The 20964-nt window shown below is 33.7% G+C and carries 22 protein-coding genes; 5 read left to right on the forward strand and 17 right to left on the reverse strand.

The window, feature by feature from the left end:
• Window positions 1–30 precede the first annotated feature (30 nt).
• The 4 genes from ABD771_RS04380 to ABD771_RS04395 form a co-directional block, all read right to left on the reverse strand.
• A complete protein-coding gene (locus ABD771_RS04380) occupies window positions 31–1488 on the reverse strand; it encodes a MoxR family ATPase (protein ID WP_345091142.1) in 1458 nt (485 codons plus the stop codon).
• A 79-nt stretch (window positions 1489–1567) separates the two neighbouring features.
• The gene (locus tag ABD771_RS04385; RefSeq protein ID WP_345091145.1) at window positions 1568–2686 is read right to left on the reverse strand and encodes a vWA domain-containing protein; all 1119 of its coding nucleotides are present in this window, start codon (window positions 2684–2686) and stop codon (window positions 1568–1570) included.
• Window positions 2687–2758: 72 nt separating this feature from the next.
• Window positions 2759–3286 (reverse strand): NUDIX hydrolase, encoded by a 528-nt coding sequence (locus ABD771_RS04390; protein WP_345091147.1) that lies wholly within the window; start codon window positions 3284–3286, stop codon window positions 2759–2761.
• Window position 3287: 1 nt separating this feature from the next.
• Window positions 3288–4328, reverse strand: coding sequence for a GMP reductase (locus ABD771_RS04395; RefSeq protein ID WP_345091150.1), 1041 nt, complete (start codon window positions 4326–4328; stop codon window positions 3288–3290).
• A gap of 502 nt (window positions 4329–4830) precedes the next feature.
• On the opposite strand from ABD771_RS04395, the gene ABD771_RS04400 reads away from it, so the two are divergent.
• Complete coding sequence (locus ABD771_RS04400; RefSeq protein ID WP_345091154.1) at window positions 4831–5403, forward strand: pentapeptide repeat-containing protein; 573 nt, start codon at window positions 4831–4833, stop codon at window positions 5401–5403.
• Between the two features lie 41 nt (window positions 5404–5444).
• Here the strand turns inward: ABD771_RS04400 and ABD771_RS04405 are convergent, their stop codons facing one another.
• From ABD771_RS04405 to ABD771_RS04455, 11 genes are all read right to left on the reverse strand, one after another.
• Window positions 5445–6122, reverse strand: coding sequence for an ABC transporter ATP-binding protein (locus ABD771_RS04405; protein WP_345091157.1), 678 nt, complete (start codon window positions 6120–6122; stop codon window positions 5445–5447).
• Between the two features lies 1 nt (window position 6123).
• Window positions 6124–7380, reverse strand: coding sequence for an ABC transporter permease (locus ABD771_RS04410; RefSeq protein ID WP_345091160.1), 1257 nt, complete (start codon window positions 7378–7380; stop codon window positions 6124–6126).
• Entirely contained in the window at window positions 7380–8471 is a 1092-nt protein-coding gene (locus ABD771_RS04415; RefSeq protein ID WP_345091163.1) for an efflux RND transporter periplasmic adaptor subunit, read from the reverse strand. The genes ABD771_RS04410 and ABD771_RS04415 overlap by 1 nt, the downstream gene beginning before the upstream one ends.
• Before the next feature lie 71 nt (window positions 8472–8542).
• Window positions 8543–9580: an o-succinylbenzoate synthase gene (locus tag ABD771_RS04420; protein ID WP_345091167.1), complete on the reverse strand. Its 1038-nt coding sequence runs from the start codon at window positions 9578–9580 to the stop codon at window positions 8543–8545.
• A gap of 54 nt (window positions 9581–9634) precedes the next feature.
• Entirely contained in the window at window positions 9635–10840 is a 1206-nt protein-coding gene (locus tag ABD771_RS04425) for a tetratricopeptide repeat protein (protein ID WP_345091170.1), read from the reverse strand.
• Between the two features lie 111 nt (window positions 10841–10951).
• A complete protein-coding gene (locus ABD771_RS04430; RefSeq protein WP_345091173.1) occupies window positions 10952–11629 on the reverse strand; it encodes a metal-dependent hydrolase in 678 nt (225 codons plus the stop codon).
• Window positions 11630–11642: 13 nt separating this feature from the next.
• The gene (gene menA / locus ABD771_RS04435) at window positions 11643–12599 is read right to left on the reverse strand and encodes a 1,4-dihydroxy-2-naphthoate octaprenyltransferase (RefSeq protein ID WP_345091176.1); all 957 of its coding nucleotides are present in this window, start codon (window positions 12597–12599) and stop codon (window positions 11643–11645) included.
• 77 nt (window positions 12600–12676) lie between these two features.
• The gene (locus ABD771_RS04440) at window positions 12677–14188 is read right to left on the reverse strand and encodes a PH domain-containing protein (RefSeq protein ID WP_345091179.1); all 1512 of its coding nucleotides are present in this window, start codon (window positions 14186–14188) and stop codon (window positions 12677–12679) included.
• The gene (locus tag ABD771_RS04445; RefSeq protein WP_345091181.1) at window positions 14188–14709 is read right to left on the reverse strand and encodes a PH domain-containing protein; all 522 of its coding nucleotides are present in this window, start codon (window positions 14707–14709) and stop codon (window positions 14188–14190) included. Before ABD771_RS04445 ends, ABD771_RS04440 begins: the two co-directional genes overlap by 1 nt.
• A gap of 3 nt (window positions 14710–14712) precedes the next feature.
• Window positions 14713–15309, reverse strand: coding sequence for an outer membrane beta-barrel protein (locus ABD771_RS04450; protein WP_345091184.1), 597 nt, complete (start codon window positions 15307–15309; stop codon window positions 14713–14715).
• Window positions 15310–15422: 113 nt separating this feature from the next.
• Entirely contained in the window at window positions 15423–16262 is an 840-nt protein-coding gene (locus tag ABD771_RS04455; protein ID WP_345091187.1) for a 1,4-dihydroxy-2-naphthoyl-CoA synthase, read from the reverse strand.
• Between the two features lie 59 nt (window positions 16263–16321).
• Between ABD771_RS04455 and ABD771_RS04460 the strand changes: the two genes are divergently transcribed.
• The 3 genes from ABD771_RS04460 to ABD771_RS04470 are packed head-to-tail and all read left to right on the forward strand — an operon-like array spanning window position 16322 to window position 18390.
• Entirely contained in the window at window positions 16322–16849 is a 528-nt protein-coding gene (locus ABD771_RS04460) for a hypothetical protein (protein ID WP_345091190.1), read from the forward strand.
• 2 nt (window positions 16850–16851) lie between these two features.
• Window positions 16852–17961, forward strand: coding sequence for a C1 family peptidase (locus ABD771_RS04465; protein ID WP_345091193.1), 1110 nt, complete (start codon window positions 16852–16854; stop codon window positions 17959–17961).
• Between the two features lie 3 nt (window positions 17962–17964).
• Window positions 17965–18390 (forward strand): PH domain-containing protein, encoded by a 426-nt coding sequence (locus ABD771_RS04470; protein WP_345091195.1) that lies wholly within the window; start codon window positions 17965–17967, stop codon window positions 18388–18390.
• A gap of 36 nt (window positions 18391–18426) precedes the next feature.
• On the opposite strand, the gene ygiD is transcribed toward ABD771_RS04470, so the two are convergent.
• Entirely contained in the window at window positions 18427–19260 is an 834-nt protein-coding gene (gene ygiD / locus ABD771_RS04475; protein WP_345091336.1) for a 4,5-DOPA-extradiol-dioxygenase, read from the reverse strand.
• 132 nt (window positions 19261–19392) lie between these two features.
• Between ygiD and ABD771_RS04480 the strand changes: the two genes are divergently transcribed.
• The gene (locus ABD771_RS04480) at window positions 19393–20076 is read left to right on the forward strand and encodes a hypothetical protein (protein ID WP_345091198.1); all 684 of its coding nucleotides are present in this window, start codon (window positions 19393–19395) and stop codon (window positions 20074–20076) included.
• Here the strand turns inward: ABD771_RS04480 and ABD771_RS04485 are convergent.
• Window positions 20065–20925 (reverse strand): CvfB family protein, encoded by an 861-nt coding sequence (locus ABD771_RS04485; protein ID WP_345091201.1) that lies wholly within the window; start codon window positions 20923–20925, stop codon window positions 20065–20067. The genes ABD771_RS04480 and ABD771_RS04485 overlap by 12 nt on opposite strands.
• Window positions 20926–20964: the final 39 nt, after the last annotated feature.

Raw genomic sequence — 20964 nt, forward strand, 5'->3', positions numbered from 1 at the left:
AACCTATTTAAGATTCTCGATTATTACTATTTATAGTTTATTGATATAACTGCTATACAAATCTTTAAACTGATAGCCAACGTCTACTCTATCTTTACTTAGTTTATCGTATTCCACCAATCCCCAAAGTACAAATTCTTTTAAGAAATACTTGTCTTCTAATGGGAATTCTGGTTGGTATTTTTGGATTAAATCTTCTAATGGTGTTACTGCATCCAATTGTTTTTTGTATTCTTCGTCTGTTGCATCGTCTAACAATTCGAAGCCTGTTTCTGCAAAAAACCATTCTAGTATTTTGGCATACGGACTGGAATCAGCATCACGTTCTAACTTCTCTATTTTAGGAAAGTAAGCTGGAAAGAACGTCTTAATGGCATCTGCTATTAAATACTGTGCTACAACTGCTGCACCTTCTTGTTCACCTTCATAAACCAATTCGACTTTACCCGTAATGGCAGGAATAATTCCCATAAAATCGGATAATCGTACTGACGTTTTATCGCTTCCAGACAACAAAGCTCTTCTTTCGGCAGTACTTAGTAAATTCTCATAAGCTGTGATACTCATACGCGCACTTACACCGCTTTTGGCATCAATATACTCACTTTCTCTTGCTTCAAAACTTATTTGTTCTAACAAATCTTTCGCTAAATTGGGAACATGAACTGCATCCGATTGTAGTTGGTCTAATTTGGCTTCTTGATGTGTAATCGTTTTAGCTATGGCAACCGTTTCTGGATAATGCGTTAGAATTTGGGAACCAATTCGGTCTTTTAATGGCGTTACAATACTTCCACGATTGGTGTAATCTTCTGGATTGGCGGTGAAAACAAATTGCATGTCTAATGCCATTCGTACTTTAAAGCCACGAATTTGAATATCGCCTTCTTGCAAAATATTGAATAGAGCCACTTGAATTCTAGCTTGTAAATCGGGTAATTCATTAATTACAAATATGCAACGGTTCGCTCTTGGAATCATTCCGAAGTGAATTACTCTATCATCAGCATACGATAATTTCAAGTTAGCTGCTTTTATTGGGTCGACATCACCTATTAAATCGGCAACTGTTACATCTGGTGTAGCTAATTTTTCAGAAAAACGTTCGCTTCTGTGAATCCATTTTATTGGAGTAGCATCGCCTTTTTCGGCAATTAAATCTTTAGCAAATCTTGAAATCGGATTGAATGGATCGTCGTTAATTTCGGAACCCTCCACAATAGGCATGTATTCGTCTAATAATTCTATCATTTTTCTCGCCAAACGTGTTTTCGCTTGACCACGAAGTCCGAGTAAATTGATGTTGTGACGTGATAAAATAGCACGTTCTAATTCAGGAATTACGGTGTTTTCAAATCCGTGAACGCCTTCAAAAACTGGTTTACCCGATTTTATTTTAGTTCGCAAATTATCACGCAACTCATCTTTAATACTTCTTGAAACCCAACCGGATTTTTTTAATTCTGCTAATGTTTTTATATCTTTCATAGTATTTTCTATATTCTATATTCTTTTCTCTTTTTTCTTTCTTCTTTCCTCTTTCTTCTTTCCTCTTTCTTCTATTCCCTTACTTAATCTTCTTCTTCCTATTCGTCTCATAATCCTCAAAAATCATTTCACCCAAACCTTTAAGCCCGGTGTAAAATGCTTTTCCTTGATTGGCTTCAGTAAATCGGTTTACGAATTTCTGTAAGTATGGATCGTTTGCAATCATGAACGTTGTAATTGGAATATGCAATTTTCTGGCTTGAGCCGCTTGATTGTAGCATTGTTCTACAATGTATTCGTCCAAACCATTACTGTTCATGTAATAGGTTCCGTCTTTTTCACGCACGCAACTTGGTTTTCCGTCGGTTATCATGAAAATTTGCTTGTTGGTATTTCGTTTTCTTCGCAACATATCCATCGCCAATTGTAATCCAGCAACGGTATTGGTGTGATAAGGTCCGACTTTTAGATAAGGTAAATCTTTAATGGCTATTGGCCAAGCATCGTTTCCGAAAACTAGAATGTCAATGGTGTCTTTTGGGTAACGTGTTGTGATTAATTCTGCCAAAGCCATTGCTACTTTTTTGGCTGGTGTGATTCGGTCTTCACCATACAATATCATACTGTGGCTGATGTCAATCATCAAAACGGTACTCATTTGTGATTTGAATTGCGCATCTTCAACAACCAAATCATTTTCGGTTAATTTAAATTCATCAACTCCATTATTGATTTGAGCATTACGAAGACTTTCGGTTAACGAAATACTTTCTAAGCCATCACCAAAATGATAGTCGCGAAACTCGCCTGTTTTTTCATCACCACTTCCCGAATATTTAGTTTTATGATTTCCAGTGCCTGATTTTTTAAGATTCCCAAAAATTTGGTCTAAAGCCGCTTGACGAATGGCTCTTTCGGTTTTGGCTGTAATTCCGGTTCCCGAAGTTCCATCGTCTTTTAGTTCTTCGCGGATGTATCCTTTTTTCTTTAAATCTTCAATAAAATCGTCGACAGTATAATTTTCGTCCGTTAATTTATATTCAACATCCAACTGTCGTAACCAATCGATGGCCTCATCAAAGTCGCCAGAAGTGTGCGTGATTAACTCTTTGAAAATATCAAAAAGCTTATCAAATGGCGAAAGATTGGGTGCTTCGTATTTCTTGAAGAAAAATCCTTTTTTAGTGTTCTTTTCCATAGCATATAAAATTACTATTTAAAGTGAAGTACCCATCAAAACGAATACTAATTTTTAGTTAAAGTAACTTTACTATTTGACGTAATGTTCACCAATGACTTTTCGAATGGATACAAATCCAATTTTATTTAAGTCGATTTCACTTCTTTTTATCCAGATTAGCGACTTGATTTCATCGGCTGCATTGATGGAAATTACATCACTCTTAAGTTCACATTCGTAAAAGATGTCCATAGTTCTATAAGGCACATTTCTATATAGGTAATTATTTGGCGATGTGGTTATATAGGTCAAATCATTTGAAGTAATAGTTAATCCTAATTCTTCGCTTATTTCACGACAAGCTGCTGCTTCTGCAGTTTCATTTGGATCGATAAATCCACCTGGCAAATCTAGTTTTCCTTTGTCAGGATCAACGTTTCTTTCTGTGAAAAGAATTTTGTCTTCATAAGTAAAAATTATGGCTACAGCAGCAGCGATATTGTGATACAAAACGAAATCACAATCGGAACAATGCAACTTGAAATTGTTTACATAAGTTAGGTTTTGCGAACTGCAATTGGGACAGTATTTAAAGAAGGAAGCTTCGTTATCTGACATACTATTTGGTATAAACTCGATTTTCTTGTTCTAAAACTCTAATAAAGGTGGTTCTTTTAGTTAATTCTTTCAACTTGGAAGCCCCAACATAAGTACAAGTACTTCTAATGCCACCAAGTATATCATGAAGCGTATCAATCACATCACCTTTGAATGGAACTTGTACTGTTTTACCTTCACTAGCTCGATATTCTGCTACACCTCCAACATGCTTCTTCATTGCGGTTTCCGAACTCATTCCGTAAAACTGCTTGAACTTTTCTCCGTTAATTTCAATAGTTTCACCACCGCTTTCGGTATGTCCGGCTAACATTCCGCCCAGCATTACAAAATCAGCACCAGCTCCAAATGCTTTAGAAACATCACCTGGAATAGCACAACCTCCATCGCTAATAATGTGTCCGCCCAAACCATGAGCCGCATCGGCACATTCAATAATTGCAGAAAGTTGTGGATAACCAACGCCTGTTTTAACTCTTGTAGTACAAACCGAACCTGGTCCGATTCCCACTTTTACAATATCAGCGCCTTCTAAAAGTAATTCTTCTACCATTTCGCCAGTAACAACGTTTCCTGCAATGATAACTTTATCAGGATATTGTTTGCGCGCTTGTCTCAAAAACGCCACAAAATGCTCAGAATAGCCATTAGCTACGTCAATGCAAATGAATTTGAGCTGCGGATTATGTTCAAATATCTCTGCAATCTTTTTAAAATCAGCCTTACCTGTTCCGGTGCTTACTGCAATATAATCACAAATATCTGATGGAGCTTTTTTTATAAAATCATTCCATTCTTGAACGGTATAATGCTTATGAATGCATGAAAATAGTTTTTCTTTTGCCAAAGCTAAAGCCATTTCAAAAGTTCCAACAGTATCCATATTAGCAGCCATTATTGGAACTCCTGTCCATGTAACGGTACTGTGTTTAAACTTAAATTCTCTTTCTAATGACACTTGCGATCTACTGTTTAGCGTAGAACGTTTTGGTCTTATCATTACATCTTTAAATCCTAATTTTAGTTCGGTTTCTATTCTCATTTTATATACGTTTTCATTACGTTCAAATGTATTATATCATTGGGTTTATTTGAAATAATATTATTGGAATTTATTAACAAAAAGATGTGAGTTTTTAGTTTTGGAACGCGGATGAAACGGATGCTTCGCAAACGCGGATTAAGGCGGATTTTTTTGGTGGTACAGAGTTACAAGGAGATTAGCACAGAGTTGCACAATGTATTTTTTGGAACACAGATTGAAATAATCTGAGAAATCTTAAAAATCTTTTGTGACTTTTGTGTTAAGATTGGAACGCGGATGAGTCGGATGCTTCGCAAACGCGGAATGAGTCGGATTTTTTTGGTGGCACAGTTAAAGAATGTTATTTATTGCTTCTAAGTTCTCGATACATTTTTTATATAATTGCTTGGTCGCAATTATATAAAAAACACTCGAAGTGACGGTGGTTGTAAACTTGAATACTGAAAACCGAGAACTGAACACTATTTTTCCCTAACTTTACGCTCACAAAATAAAAAACATGCACACCGATTATATTTTAGACCAAGAGTTTAGAAACCAAACGTTTGATGATACCAATACTAAGTTTAAAGATTTTGAGAATTGTACTTTTTACAATTGTGATTTCAGAGCTTGTACGTTTCAAACGGTAACTTTTATTGATTGTAATTTCTTTGATTGCAATTTTGCAGAAACTAAAATCAATTATATTTCTTTACGCGGTGTGTTTTTTACTAAATGTAATTTCACGAATGTGAATTTTGCCATGACTGACCAAGTACTGTTTGAATTTCACTTTAAAGATTGCTTGTTAGACTACGCTAAATTTTATGCTTTAAAGCTTAAGAAAATGCAGTTCATCAATTGCAGTTTGATTTCAGCCGACTTTATGGGCAGTGATTTAACCGAAGTATTGTTTGATAATTGTAACCTAAGAAGAGCTGTTTTCATTGATACCATCGCCAATAAAGCTGATTTTTCTACTAGTTATGATTATGCCTTCGATCCTGATAAAAACAAAATTAAAAAAGCTGTTTTCTCTCAAGATGGATTGAAAGGACTTTTGGAGAAATATGATATTATTGTTAAGTGAGAAGTACGAAGTAAGAAGTACGAAGTGAGAAGTGGGAAGTTTTAGGTTTTAATTATTTTTCCGTCTTCCATTGTGATGATTCTGTTGGTTCTTGAGGCAAAATCGTTGTCGTGGGTTACTATTAATAACGTTTGCTTCTCTTCTAACGTAAGTTTTTTGAAAATATCAAAAACTAAGTCGCTGTTTTTTTTGTCAAGATTTCCTGTAGGTTCATCGCCCATAATGATTAATGGATTGTTGATTAATGCTCTTGCAATAGCTACACGTTGCTTTTGACCACCACTCAATTGATTTGGCATTTTTAGTGCCTGTTCTTGCATGTCAAGAGTTTTCAAATGCTCCATCGCATTGTGTTCGATTTCAGAATTTGATAGTTTTCCTAGTTTCATTCCTGGCAACATGACATTTTTTAGTACGTTATATTCTGAAAGTAAATAATGAAACTGAAATACGAATCCAATTTTTTCATTGCGGATTGCAGCTAATTCTTTATCAGATTTTCCAGTTATAAGTTCTTCGTTTATAAACAATTGTCCTTCATAATCGGTATCCATTGTTGAGAGCAAATACAGTAATGTAGATTTTCCACAACCTGATTTTCCGACTATGGAAACAAACTCGCCATGATTTATGGTCATGTCAATGCCTTTCAGTACTTGAAATTTAACTGGGTCATAAAAATATTTGGTCAAACCTTTTGTTTCTAATACTTTACTCATTTTATTTTCCTCTAATGATTTCTACAGGATCAATTTTACTGGCTTTGAGTGCTGGAAAAAGTCCGGCGATAATGGTAGTTAGCAATGCAAAAACAATTCCGATTACGTAAAATAATGGATTGAAATTGATAGGATAAGTCTTTATTGTAGGCAACGAAGCCGTTTCAAACGGAATTACATCTATGATTGAAGAAAATACAAACCCGAAAATCAATCCAAAAACACCTCCAACCAATCCGATGATTAGCGCCAACAAAATAAAAATCCATTTTACATCATTACCTGAAAAACCAGTTGCTTTTAGAATGGCAATACTGTCCATCTTTTCAAAAATCATCATGTTTAGAATATTATAAATTCCAAATCCAGCTACTATAAGCAACACAACGCCAACAGCATAGGATATAATACTTCGCACAGTGCTTCCTGTTTCAAATTGTGAATTGGCCGTTTGATAATCAATTGCATCGATTTCAAATTTGTTTTGAAATTCAACTGCAACACTCGGAGCTGTGGTTATATCAAACAATTTTACTTGTATGTCTGTAACGTAATTTGTAGACTCTCCAAGCAATTTTTGAGCTGTTGCCAAAGAAGTGTAACTCATTGTGTTATCATATTCCGCGATACCAAATTGTGAAATTCCAACAATCTTTAACGACGCAAGATTTCCTTTCGCCGAGGTTACTTTTATCATATTACCAACGGCAAGTAACATTTTATCAGCCAAACCTTTACCAATAATAATACTGTTGTTTTGAATCAAATCAGCCACTTTACCCTCGATAACATAATCGCTTATTTTGAATAGTTTTTCTTCTGGCAAAACATCAATTCCGTTAATAACTCCAGAAATTTCAATGGTTCCGGAATTAAAAAAAACAGGCACATTGATTTTGGGTGCCACATCAATAATACGGTTATCTTGCTTTAGGTAATTGATAATTGCTTGACTATTGTAGATGGCTTTTCCTCTGTCTTTGGGCTTAATAGAGCTTATAAAATTAGTGCTGTTCTTGTATTTTTCAGACAATTCAATGGGTTGCTTTAAAGTAGGCTTTATTTCGTTGTAAAGTCTAACATGAGCGGTTCTATTTAGCATTAACCCATCTAATAGATCATTTAAACCATTCATAAAGCTCACTAAAGCAATAAACATTGCAATTCCGAACGTAACTCCGACTGCAGCCACAATAGTTTGTTTGAGTCTGGCTTTAAGTAAATGGATGGCAATATTAAAAATTAGTTTGAAATTCATTATTGTGGTAAATAAATGGTTTCGTCAACAGTTAATCCTGATAAGATTTCAGCATTTTGGTAATCGCTTAATCCTACTTTTACTTTACGTTTCTCGTTTTTGTTAACCAAAACATATTCACCATCAATAAGATAACTTTTCGGAATCGTAATTACGTCTTTTTTAACCTTTATTACAATATTAGCTTCGGCTGTTAAGTTTGGATATAATTGCTGTGGTGTATTTAAAAAATGAGATTCTATTTTGAATGTTCTAGAACGCTCATCCATAATTGGATAAATTTTATCAACCGTTGCTTCAAATACTTTTCCTTTGTAACTATCCATACTTACTAGCATGGTTTGACCTAATTTAACGCGAACCATATCGTTTTCATCGACTTCTAATTCGAGTAAATAAGAATTCTTCTTTCCAATAATGGCTAGTGGTGTTTGTGTAGTAACCATAGACCCTTTTTTGACTAAAACATCAAATAACTCGCCATAGAAGGCACTTTTAATAGTATAATCAGCTTTAGTTTTTTGACTAATTTTTAAGTTGATACTGTTACGAGTTTGGTCATTTTGCAGTTGCGATTTAAGTTGTGCTAATTGCTTTACAGCGGCTTCATAATTGGATTTAGAATTTTTATAAGCCAATTCAATTCTTTCATAATCTACTTCAGAAATGATGTTGTATTTCTTGATGTTCTTATTTCTGTTATAAATGGACAAATCCAATGCCAATTTATCTTTAGCAGCTTGGACCTTGGTTTCCATTTCGGAAATTTTATCTCGAATGTAATTATTGTCTTGTTTACTGAGTTGATAAGCAAGTTGAGCATTTTCAGTATTTAGGTTTGCCTTATCACTTTCTATTTGAAATAAAGCTTGCCCTTCGGTTATGGTTTGTCCTACTTCAACGTTTATAGTTTGCAAAACGCCATTAACCGTTGAGAAAACAATATATTGATTTTCGGCTTTTACAATACCCGAAGCATAAACACTTTCGGTTACATCACCTTTTTTAGGTTGTGTTTCGGTTAGTTCTTTTTTAGAACAAGAAATCAATAGAAAACCTATGACTATGGAAGAAATTAGAAAATATCGCATCTGAAAAGGTATTAAACGAATGAAATCGCCTATCAAATATACGAAAATTTAATGAAATTCGGAAGTAATACTTAGATTAATTTACACACCCAATCTAAAGAAGTATTGTAAGCAATTTGTCCATTTTTTACTTCTAACGGACTATCAAAATTATTAGTATATAATCCACCTGTTCCGAGTCCTTGAGGCATTGGATTTTGTTGTAAATAGGTCCATTGTGTGATGGCATTTAAACCTATATTACTTTCTAAAGCAGAAGTAATCCACCAACCAATATTGTGTTTATTAGCTAAATCAATCCACTCTTTTGTACCACGAAATCCGCCTAAAAAACTAGGTTTCAAAATGATGTATTGTGGCTTTATTTTTTGCAAAAGTTGTTCTTTCTCTTCGTATGTAAACACACCAATAAGCTCTTCGTCTAAAGCAATAGGAATTGGAGTGGTTTTACACAGCTCTGCCATAGTGTCAGTGTAGTTTTTTGCAATAGGTTGTTCGATACTATGTAATTTATAACCAGCTAATTGATTCAATTTATTTAAAGCTAAATCTTCACTAAAAGCACCATTAGCATCTACCCTAATTTCGATAGTATTTTCATCAAAATTTTGACGTATAAAGTGCAATAAATCGAGTTCTTTTTGAAAATCAATGGCACCGATTTTAAGTTTGATGCAATGAAAACCTTGTGCTAATTTTTCTTCAATTTGCTCCTTCATAAACACCTCATCACCCATCCAAACCAAACCATTAATGTCCGTGTTTTTTTTACCTTCGGTAAACTCCGATGGAAACAATAAAAAAGGGTTTTCTGAGGCTAACGATTGGAACGCCATTTCAACGCCAAATTGAATAGAAGGAAATTCTAAAAGTGTTTCCCAAAGTAGGTCTTTTCCGATGTGAATATTTTCACAAGTCCATTGTAATTTTTCTTCATAATCAGGTCTGTCATCTGCACTTAGTCCGCGAAGGATTCCACACTCACCTATTCCCTTTTTTCCGTTCTCTTCTAGAATGATGAACCAAGTTTCTTTTTCGTTCATAACGCCTCTAGATGTTCCAGATGGTCGTTTGAAGTTTAGGATGTATTTTTGGTAAGTGGCTTTCATTTTTTAGATTGCTGGATTGCTGGATTGTTAGATTTTTGGATTGTTAGAGATAGATTATTCTAAAACTCGTAAAGTCTTTTTGAAGTTTTCTGATGGTAAGCCGAATTTTTGAAACTCTTTAAAATCATCATTTACTTGTTCTTTCCAAGTTTTGTTGCTTTCTATGTTTTGATTTGAAAATGACTTATGAAGGGCTTTGGCCATTGACAATCTATTGGTAAACATATATACATGAGCCAATTTCAATTGAAAAATAATATCGGATGGATTAAGTTTTAAACCTGTGTTGTATGCTTGTTCTGCTTTGGCAAATTGTTTGGTTACCAAATAATAACCTCCTAACAAGGCATAATCAGCACTTGTGGCTTTGTTTTTATTGATGATGTCTGTATTAATGACTTCGATGGCTTCTTGAAGCTTTCCTTTGTTGAATAAGGCAACCGATTTATTTCTTATTGCTCCGTAGTACTTATTGATTTCACCTGTTTGACGTAAGCTTTCCTCAATAGCTAACTCTGTAGCTCTATTTTTTTCAACAGCAAGTAATTGGTGGTATTCGCTTGCTTTATATTTCTTAGAAATGTTTTCTAGAAACAAAGCGTAGAATTCTTCTTTCTTGTTTAATGATTTAGCTAACTCTAGATTTTGAGCTACTTTGAGTAATTCTTTTTTAGTATCGTTGTTCCAACCACGGCTTGCTTTGTTGTCAATCCAAGGCACTACTTCTAGGATTACCTTTTCTTTCATCACCCAATTATCGCTTTCGAAAACGAAGTAAAGATTTTGGGTTTTAGCAGTAAAACAATCCGAATCTTTGGCTTTAAGCAAACGCGCTTCTTTGTTGACAGGTGTTTCTTGATACAAACAAGCTTTGTTAGGTTTATCAGAAGTTAGAAACTCCTCTGCGTCTTTGGATTGAGAGAAAATAGCATATTTAGTTTTGTCGTCACCAGAAATGGAAGAAGCTAAAAATATAACTCCAGCAGTTCCTTGACTGATTCCTGTTGGATCGGGAATGGCTTTAAGAACAGAAACCAAACTAGAAGACAGTTTTTGGTTGTCGTCTAGAAGTGTTATTCGGTAAACTATCTCTGTAGTTCCTTCGGGAAAATCGGCAGTTTTGATTACTTTTTTCTCTCCGGCTTTAAGAATAATGGTTTCGCTTGTAGTTCGAACATTGTCCCAATAACCGTCTTTAGATTGTGCAGAAGCTATTGTTGCTGCAAGTATTGGTAGGATAAGATATAATTTCTTTAACATTTTAATTTGATTCAATACAATTACTAATTAGCCCTGATGGAAGCATCTACCATGTAGTGCGTACAGCAGGAATAGGGTTGATAACAATTACCATACCATTCGCTCCTGAATTTAAAGCATAATACTTTGACCGATTTCTAATAACATTAGGTCTTTGCCAGCATCAAAGAATTTCTTTTTGGCTTCGTCGTGGTTGATTTCGATATATCCGAAGGTATCGAAGTGCACTCCAAGTACTTTATCGCAATCCACAAAATCGGCAGCTAGAATGGCGTCTTCAACATCCATAGTGAAGTTGTTACCGATGGACAAAATTGCCAAATCGAGTTTGGTGCGCATTGGAATGAGTTTCATATCCATTGTAAGTGCTGTATCGCCGGAGATATAAATGTTTTTGTGTTCGCCTTCGATTACAAAACCGCATGGATTTCCGCCATAGCTTCCGTCAGGAAAAGAGCTTGAGTGGATGGCATTGACTAGTTTTACTTTACCAAAATCAAACTGCCAGCTTCCGCCATGATTCATTGGATGGTATTTTAGGCTTTTATTTCCGTAATGCACTGCTACTTCATAGTTAGAGACAATAGTTGCGTCTGTGCGCTTTGCAATAGCTTCTGCATCGAGAATGTGGTCTTGGTGCGCGTGCGTTAGTAAAATATAATCTGCTTTGAGCGAATTGATATCGATGTGACTTGCTTTTGGATTGGCAGTGATGAATGGATCTACCAAGATATTTTTTCCGCTTACTTCAATTCCGATGCAGGCGTGTCCGTAGAATGTGATTTTCATATACAATAATTATTTAATTAGTATAAAAAATTAAAAAGTCAGAGAGTAAATAGATAAGTGATAATGACAATAGTACTGATAAAAGAAAAGTACTAAGTGCTAATTTCTTTAATTCAGGATCTAATAATTTATGTTCTTTATTTTTAGCAACTCTTTTAAGATGTGCGATTATTGGAAAATAAGCAATTAAGAAGAAATACAAATCAAAATTGAATCTTCCTGGGTTTGGATCTCTGTAGCTGAAATCGAAAATTAAGGCAAAGGCTAACATTAGAACCATTGCAGAAACGATTAGAAAATAATGATATTTCTTAGCCCAAGCACCTCCATTTTTAACAACAATAGTATTTTTACCCGACTTTCTATCGGATTCTTCATCACGCATGTTGTTTAGATTTAATACGCCTACACTTAGTAATCCGATTGCTGTTGCAGGAAGAAACAACAACCAATCGATTTGTTTAGAAAACATAAAATAAACTCCAAATGTACTTACCAATCCGAAGAATGTGAAAACAAAAACATCGCCTAAACCTCTATAGCCATAAGGATTTTTACCTACTGTATAACGAATAGCCGAAGCAATAGCAAGAATTCCTAAAACAAAGAAAATAATAGAATAAAGAAAATACTTGCCTTTAAATGAAACATAAATCAATAACATTGCCGAAACCAAGGTCAAAAATGCTGTGATGAATATAGCATAACGCATTTCGCCTGGCGTAATTAATCCGCTTTGGATGGCGCGCTTTGGCCCTATTCTATCCTCGTTGTCGGTACCTTTCACTCCATCGCCATAATCATTCGCGAAGTTGGATAGAATTTGTAATCCTAAGGTAGTAGAAAGTGCTAAAATCACAATTTTCCAATTGAAAATTCCTTGAGACATAGCGTAGAAACTACCCACCAATATTCCGGATACAGAAAGTGGTAAGGTTCTTACTCGTGCGGCTTCAATCCAGTGTTTCATTTTTTAGATTTTTAGATTTTTAGATTTTTTGATATTAGATGTTTTTTATATCTAATATCAGATATCTAATATTATTATTACATCCAGTTGCTGTCTGAGGTTTCTATTTCGTACAGCCAAAGGTTTACGTATTCTTTTATTGTATTGTATTCGCCTAAATAAAACGATAAGTTACCTCCTGCTGTGTGCAAAGTTAACGAACCTATATTTAGGTTTTTGTGCCAAAACAATTGTGAGGTTGTAATGGCTTGTATTTTTTTAATTTCGATTATTTCATTGTCTACATCCCAAGCGCCACTTTGTTTGATAATATGATTATCACTTACAAATAAACGGTAATTTCTAAATCCGAATACGTGAATCAATAACAAAAACACCGTATAAAAAACAGCAAAATGGCTGTATTGAAATACAATTGCGTCTACTTTAATACCAAAGATAAAAAATCCTGTTAAAGGTAAGATAATTGTTAGAAAAATAGAGAAAACTAATTTACGAAAATTAGGTTGCATCATCACTCCTCTTTCTGGTAATTGATTGAAAAGCAGTTTTAAAATTTCATCGCGCTCTTTCGAATTACATCCCGGAATTTCAATTAAATTCTTTTTCTGTTTCTTTTCATCGCTTGTAGCTTGCTTGATTTTGATTTCTAGTACATCAAGTTTTTTCTGAAAGAAATTTCTTGAAATATTGACAATTTGCACTTTTTCAGGCTTTAGAATAGTACTTTCTGTATTGATTAATCCGTAAGACAATAACAAAGAACCTTTTTGCTTAGCAATAGAAAAATTGAAATACTTAACGATAGTTCGAACAATATTGATTAGAAATATTACAGTAAACATCACTACAACAAATACAAGAATGGCATAGATAGCTGGATAATTACTTATGGCTGTTTCAATTTTGTCTTCGTCAATAACATCCTCTTTTCCTATTTGATGCAGATTTTCGATTATTGTAAAAAAGAACGTAAGAATCAAACCAATGCTTTTAACATAATTAGAAGTAATTCCAATTTTAAACAAACTAACAAGATTGATTTTTAGAAAAGGATAGTTTTCTGAAGTTGTAATTGCCTGTTGAATATCAGTAGTATTTTCATCAGAAACAACTGTTTTTAGATTTTCATTATCTAATAATTTTGATTTCAATGCTAATGCCAATGGATGCGAAATAGCTTTGATATTACCTTCTTTTTTATCACTTCCTGCAGTATCTACACTTAAAGCATAAACACCAATAAGGCGTTGCACAAGATTTTGATGAATATTTACTTGTTGAATTTTATTGAGTTGAATGGTAGTTTTAGTTTTGTTGATTACACCATCGTTCACTATAAACTCATCGTTCTCATCATCAATATAAAATGTAAAATTTAAATATCTTAAATAAGCAATGACACCAACAACTACTATTGCACCAATGATTGCTAAAAACACATACAATTTGCTAAGAGTATCTGCCTTAAAAAGAGAAATCAGAATGATAGGCCAAAAAGCCCTTGCAAATTTTTGCAAAGAATCAACAAACATGACCAAAATTCCAATGGAAGATTGTCTTTGTGGCTGATTGAAATTGGTTTCCATTACAGTTGCTTTTGAATTTTACCCATCAATAACTGCTTAATATTTTCAGCTTCCTCTTTTTCAATTCCGGGTATTTCTAAATCGCTTGAGCTTCCTCCAGCTGTAAAGATTTCTACTTTGGCTAAACCAAAAATTCTAGAAACAAATCCTTCATGTAGCGCAACGTGTTGTACTCTATTATAAGGAATTACCATAGTGTTGGTTGAAATAATACCACTTCTGTAAATTACATCGTGATTTCTAAAAGCATAGGCTTTTTTCTTAAATCCAAGTATTGAGAAAAATAGTTTAAAGATGGAAATAACTGCTACAGCAATTGCAAGTTGTATAGAAAATTTTGGTGAAATATTTTCTTTGTCAAAGATTAGTAACAAAAAGTATCCAATAACTAAAATTGCTATAAACAATGAAGAATTTATCAGTACAACTTTTAAATATTTTGGATGCAAAGGTGTCAATTGCACTTCTTCATATCGAGGAAGTTGCTTGGTGTCTATGACTTCGTTAGTAAATTCTTCCATAAATTAAAATTTTAGACCTATTCCCAAAGCTAAGATATGGGAATTAATATTAGATTCTATTGGTAAGTATTTGTAATCTGTTTGAAAGTAAATTTTGTCATTAAAATAAAGTCTAAATCCAGGATTGATTGAAAGACTATTAAAACTTTCTGTTTCTTCAAAATTTCCACTTTGAAATGCAGGATCCATTGGGTCAAAAAGGTTCAAATTAGTTGTTTTGATAACATATTTAGCCGAAAAAAAAGAGTATCCTAAATTAAAAAAAGGTTTGAATGTTTTACTAGCATTAAACTCAATTCCAAAATTAGGATTGACCATTACTCTGTTTTTTAAATCAACTTGATTATCAATAACTCGACCTTGAAAATAATCTAATCCCAATCCACCTTGAACACTAATTAATTCGTTATTGAACAAAACATAATGAGCATTCAAACCAAGAATTCCATTATAGTTATCACTAACAAAATTGTCATTTCTACTATTTCCTGTGTAATGTAGTGAAATCAAAAACTTATTATCATCCCTCTTCACCTTCTCTTGAGAGTTAGATTTAGTAGATAATAACAATAGTAAACTTAAAATTATTATGTTTTTCATAGTAAAATTATTGATTCTTTAGGAATGACAAACTGTGAGTGTAAACTGATAACTGACAACTAAACACTGGCAACTGAATACTGAGCACTGAGTACTGAATAATGAACACTAACCTAAGGCAGCCATTTTTTATCGAAATTGGGTTTGCGTTTTTGTAGGAAAGCATCTCTTCCTTCTTTCGCTTCGTCGGTCATATAAGCCAATCTTGTTGCTTCGCCAGCAAAAACTTGTTGTCCTACCATGCCGTCGTCGGTTAAATTCATGGCGAATTTTAGCATTTTGATAGACGTTGGTGATTTGGCTAATATTTCTTGAGCCCATTCGTAGGCAGTGACTTCTAATTCATCGTGAGGAATTACGGCATTAACCATTCCCATTTCAAAAGCTTCTTGTGCGGAATAGTTTCTTCCTAAGAAAAAGATTTCTCTAGCTTTCTTTTGTCCGACCATTTTAGCTAAGTAAGCGGAACCATATCCTCCGTCAAAACTCGTTACATCGGCATCAGTTTGTTTAAAAATAGCGTGTTCTTTACTCGCAAGTGTCAAATCGCAAACTACGTGAAGACTGTGTCCGCCACCAACTGCCCAACCTGGAACAACGCAAATCACTGCTTTGGGCATGAAACGAATTAATCGTTGAACGTCTAAAATATTTAATCTATGGTATCCATCATCTCCAACATATCCTTGATGACCTCTTGCTTTTTGGTCGCCACCACTACAGAATGACCAGATTCCGTCTTTAGAACTTGGACCTTCAGCTGATAGCAACACCACTCCAATAGAAGTATCTTCTTGTGCATCGTGAAAGGCTTGTAATAATTCGGCTGTTGTTTTTGGACGAAACGCATTGCGTACATCCGGTCGATTGAATGCAATTCTCGCTACTCCATTGCATTTTTTATAGGTTATATCTTCAAATTCTTTAGCGACTACCCAATTAATTTCTGACATATTCTTTTTTTAAGCGTAAAAATACTATTTTTATGACTTATTTAAAAAGAAAGTTCTTTATGAAAAATTTATTTGTTGCTTTATTTGTTTTAACTACTTCATTAACAGCTACATCACAAGTAAAAGCAACCGCTTTTCCTGATGCAGGGTTTATGGCTGCCTTTCCAACAAAGCCAGAAGTGGAGAAAAACCAAATTGATACTAAAGTTGGAAAAATACAAAGTACCTCTTACAGTTGTGAAGGTGAAGATTTTGTTATAGTGTTATCGGAAAATGTTTATCCTGCAGAATTAATTACAAAACTTGGTGATACTGGTGTTGATGGGATTCTTGATGGTGTTAAAAACGGAGCTATAAAAAATGTTGAAGCTCAAATGGAAGGAAAATATGCACCTACATTGGATGAAAAATATTTATACAACGAAAAATACAAAGCCATAAGATTTGCAGGAACTACTGCAGAAGTTGATATGGAAGCTTTTTGTATTGTTAAAGAAAATCATTTCTTTATTGTGATATTAATGGGAAATACCAAATCAGAAGCTGCTACACAATTTGTAAAATCGTTTAAATTAATTGAAAAATAATAATGAAAAAACTACTTTTCTCCATCGGATTACTTTCTATTGCTTATGGAAGTTATGCGCAGACTTATGAATTTCAAACCGTTAAAGACATTGAAGCCAATCCTGTAATTTCTCAAGATATTACTGGAACTTGTTGGAGTTTTTCGACCACTTCTTTTTTAGAAGCTGAGATTATTCGCCTTACAGGGAAGAAAATCGATTTATCTGAAATGTATAACGTAAGAAATACCTATCCTAAAAAAGCTTGGAATTATGTTATGCGTCAAGGCAAAGCACAATTTGGCGAAGGTGGTTTGGCACACGATGTCATCAACAGCGCAGAAGATTTTGGTTTGGTACCACAAAGTACTTACAATGGAAAGTTGAATGCTGACGACAAATACAACCATGCAGAAATGACGGCTGTTCTAGAAGCTATGTTGAAAACTTATGTTTCTAATCCGGGACAAAAATTATCACCACAATGGAAAGAAGCTATCAACGCTGTTTTGGATGTTTACATGGGTAAAAACGTAATCGAATTTACTTATGAAGGTAAAAAATACACCCCAATGAGTTTTATGGAACTAACTAAAGTAAATCCGAAAAACTATGTTACGATTTCTTCATTTACTCATGAGCCATACAACAAACCCTTCTTACTAGACATTCCTGATAATTTTTCGAATGGTTTGTTTTACAATTTAACTTTGGATGAGTATGTTCAAAATATTGACAATGCTATCGACAATGGTTATACTGTTGCTTTAGATTGTGATGTTTCTGAAACTACTTTTTCTGGTAAAAATGGTGTGGCTGTAGTAGCTGAAAAAGACGAAGATGCAAAAGTAATTACAACAGAAATCAAACCAGAGAAAAACATTACGGCTGACTACCGTCAATCTCAGTTTGAAAATCTTACTACTCAAGACGACCATTTGATGCATATCGTTGGAAAAGTGAAAGATCAAACGGGTAAAATTTATTATAAAGTAAAAAATTCTTGGGGTTCAAAATCAGGTAAAGATGGTTTTGTATACATGAGTGTTTCTTATTTGAAATTGAAAAGTATCTCCGTACTTTTGCACAAAGATGGTTTGACAAAAGCTACCAAATCTAAATTAGGATTATAAAAAATGAAACGATTCCTATCCACAAAAAACACTTTTACCATTGCTATCCTATGGGGTTTGGTATTGTTTTTAATTACTATGTTAGTTTTAAACTTAACCAAAGGAAATATTCCTGTTGCTCCCATTATCATTATATCATTGGTAACTGCTTTTATTCTTTGGGTTTTGTTGGATACGAGATATGTAATAAAAAACAACTTTCTTTTGTATCGTTCGGGACCAATTCGTGGTAGCGTTGATATCACCAAAATCAAGTCTATAAAGCGTTTTTCAGGATTGAATGTTCCAGTAATGTTGAAACCAGCTTTAGACACCAAAGGTTTTATTGTGACTTACAATCAGTTTGATGATTTGTTTATTTCACCTAAAATGAGTGATATTTTTATTGAGGAAATTAAGAAGATAAATCCAAAAATTGAAGTGATTTAATATAAAAAAGGTAAGCGTAATGCTTACCTTTTTTATTTATCCTATTTTCACAGAAGTCATAGTTAAAGAACCTCCAACTGGCTTATCATTAAAGAAACTTACCTCATCTTTACTGTCTTGCAATGCGATGCTGTACAACAACGGATAATAATGATCTGGTGTTGGAATAGCTAGTTTGGCTGCAGCATTAAGTTTCTCGTATTCAATTAACGATTTGAAATCATTATTCCCTATTTTTTCTTTAAATATGGTATTCATTTCAATTGCCCAATCAAGACCATATTCTGGTTCTTGCAGTTTGTCCCAAGCAACCATTCGAAGGTTGTGCACCATATTTCCGCTTCCAATAATCAGAACTCCTTTTTTTCTTAAAGAAGCCAATTGTTTAGCCAAATCATAATGGTATTGAGGAGGTTTGTTATAATCAATACTCAATTGCAACACCGGAATTTCTGCATTGGGATACATGTGACGCACTACTGTCCAAGTTCCGTGGTCTAAACCCCAATCATGGTCTAAGCCAACATTGGTTGAGGTGATTAATTCGGAGGTTGCTTTTGCCAATTCTGGACTTCCTTTTGCAGGATATTCAACATCAAACAACGCTTGTGGAAAACAACCAAAATCGTGAATGGTTTTAGGATTATCCATGGCTGTAATGTGCGTTCCATTTGTTAACCAGTGAGCTGAGATAACTAAAACAGCTTTAGGTTTCGGAATTTCTTTTCCGAATTTTGCCCAAGTTCTTGAAAACTCATTGTCTTCAATTCCGTTCATTGGCGATCCGTGACCAATAAACAATGCTGGAAGTTTTTCTTCTTGTTCTGCTAAGTCTTTAGTCCAATTATAAAATGGTTGTAATGATGCCATAGCCGCTCCTCCTATTAGTGTTTTTATGAATGTTTTTCTTTCCAAGATACTAACATTTGTATATACAAATATATTAAATTATTTCTTATACTAAATAATAATTAACAACGTTTTAAATCTTAAATAAAACTCATGAAAATTAAGATACTAATACTACTTACGTTTTTTCTATTCTCCACTATAAATCAAAAGGCAAAAAGTGATTATTCCATTGCTAAAAACAAAATTGAAACACAACAAAAAGCAATAAAAGCTAACTATTTGAAGGCTTCTGCACAAGAAAAGAAAGCATTATTACAATCTACTAAACAAGTAATAACTAAAAATTTAACATCCACAATAATTCCGTTTTGGTATGGCACAAAATGGTCCTTTGATGGTTATACTGCAATTCCAAAACAAGGTGAAATTGCTTGTGGTTATTTTGTTTCAACAACTTTAAGTCACGCTGGATTTAAATTAAACCGCTATAAATTGGCACAAAAAGATCCAAAAAAAGAAGCTGAACTACTTCAAATAAATGGAGTAATTGAAGTTTTAGAAAAAAGTCCGAGTGAACTTAAAAAACATTTTATCGCTACTAAAAAAGACGGACTATATTTTGTGGGTTTAGATTTTCACGTTGGGTATTTACTGAAAGAAAACAATGAAGTATTTTTCATTCATTCCAATTACATCAATCATGAAGGCGTAAAAAAAGAAAGTATAACAGAATCGAAAGCTTTTGTAAGTAAAAAATACTACATCGTTGCTATTACCGAAAATGAAAAACTAGTTGAAAAATGGATTTTGAATGAAACTATTTTAACCAACTAAATAAATCCCATCGTCTTTAATTTCAATCAATTTCTCTTTGTACAAAAGTCCGATTGCTTTCTTGAAGGTTTTCTTACTCATTTTCAAAACCGTCTTAATATCTTCTGGATTAGAATTGTCATTCAATCGTAAGAAACCTCTACTGGCTCTCAATTCGTTCATGATAATTTCTGAATTGGGTTCGATGTTTTCAAAACCTTGTTTGTGTAATGAAACATCAATTTTTCCGTCAGGACGAACCAATTTTATATAGCCTTTCATTTTGTCACCTGTACGAATGGCATCATCATAAACCTCGTCTTTATACACCAAACCTTTGTGTTTTTGGTTGATAATAACGTTAATTCCGATTTCGGTAATGTGTGAAATAATTAAATCTACTTCTTCTCCTTTTTCAACTGTTATGTTTTCGTTGTCTAAAAACTGATTGGTTTTACTAGAAGCCACTAACCTATTGGTTTTTTCGTCCATATAAAGATACACTAAATAGCGTTTTCCTTTTTCCATAGGACGTGCTTGCTCTTTAAACGGAACCAGAATATCTTTCTCCATTCCCCAATCCATAAATGCACCAATTTGGTTGATGTAATTTACACGCAAAAGTGCAAATTCATTTAAGAAAATATAAGGTACTAAAGTAGTAGCTACTGGACGTTCTTCATGATCAAGATAAACGAAGACTGTCATTTCTTCACCAATCTCAAATACTTTTGGAACGTATTTATTAGGTAATAAAACATCCTCTTTTCCATTTGTAAGAAATAAACCAACTTGAGTATCTCTATCTATCGTTAGTGTATTGAACTGTCCAATTTTCATATATGTAAAATATAATTTTTTAGCGGTCATACATGGAATCGCTTTTTTATTTATTGGTGTTTGCTTGCG

Source organism: Flavobacterium chungnamense (assembly GCF_039539165.1).
In the GTDB taxonomy this organism is placed as follows: Bacteria; Bacteroidota; Bacteroidia; order Flavobacteriales; family Flavobacteriaceae; genus Flavobacterium; species Flavobacterium chungnamense.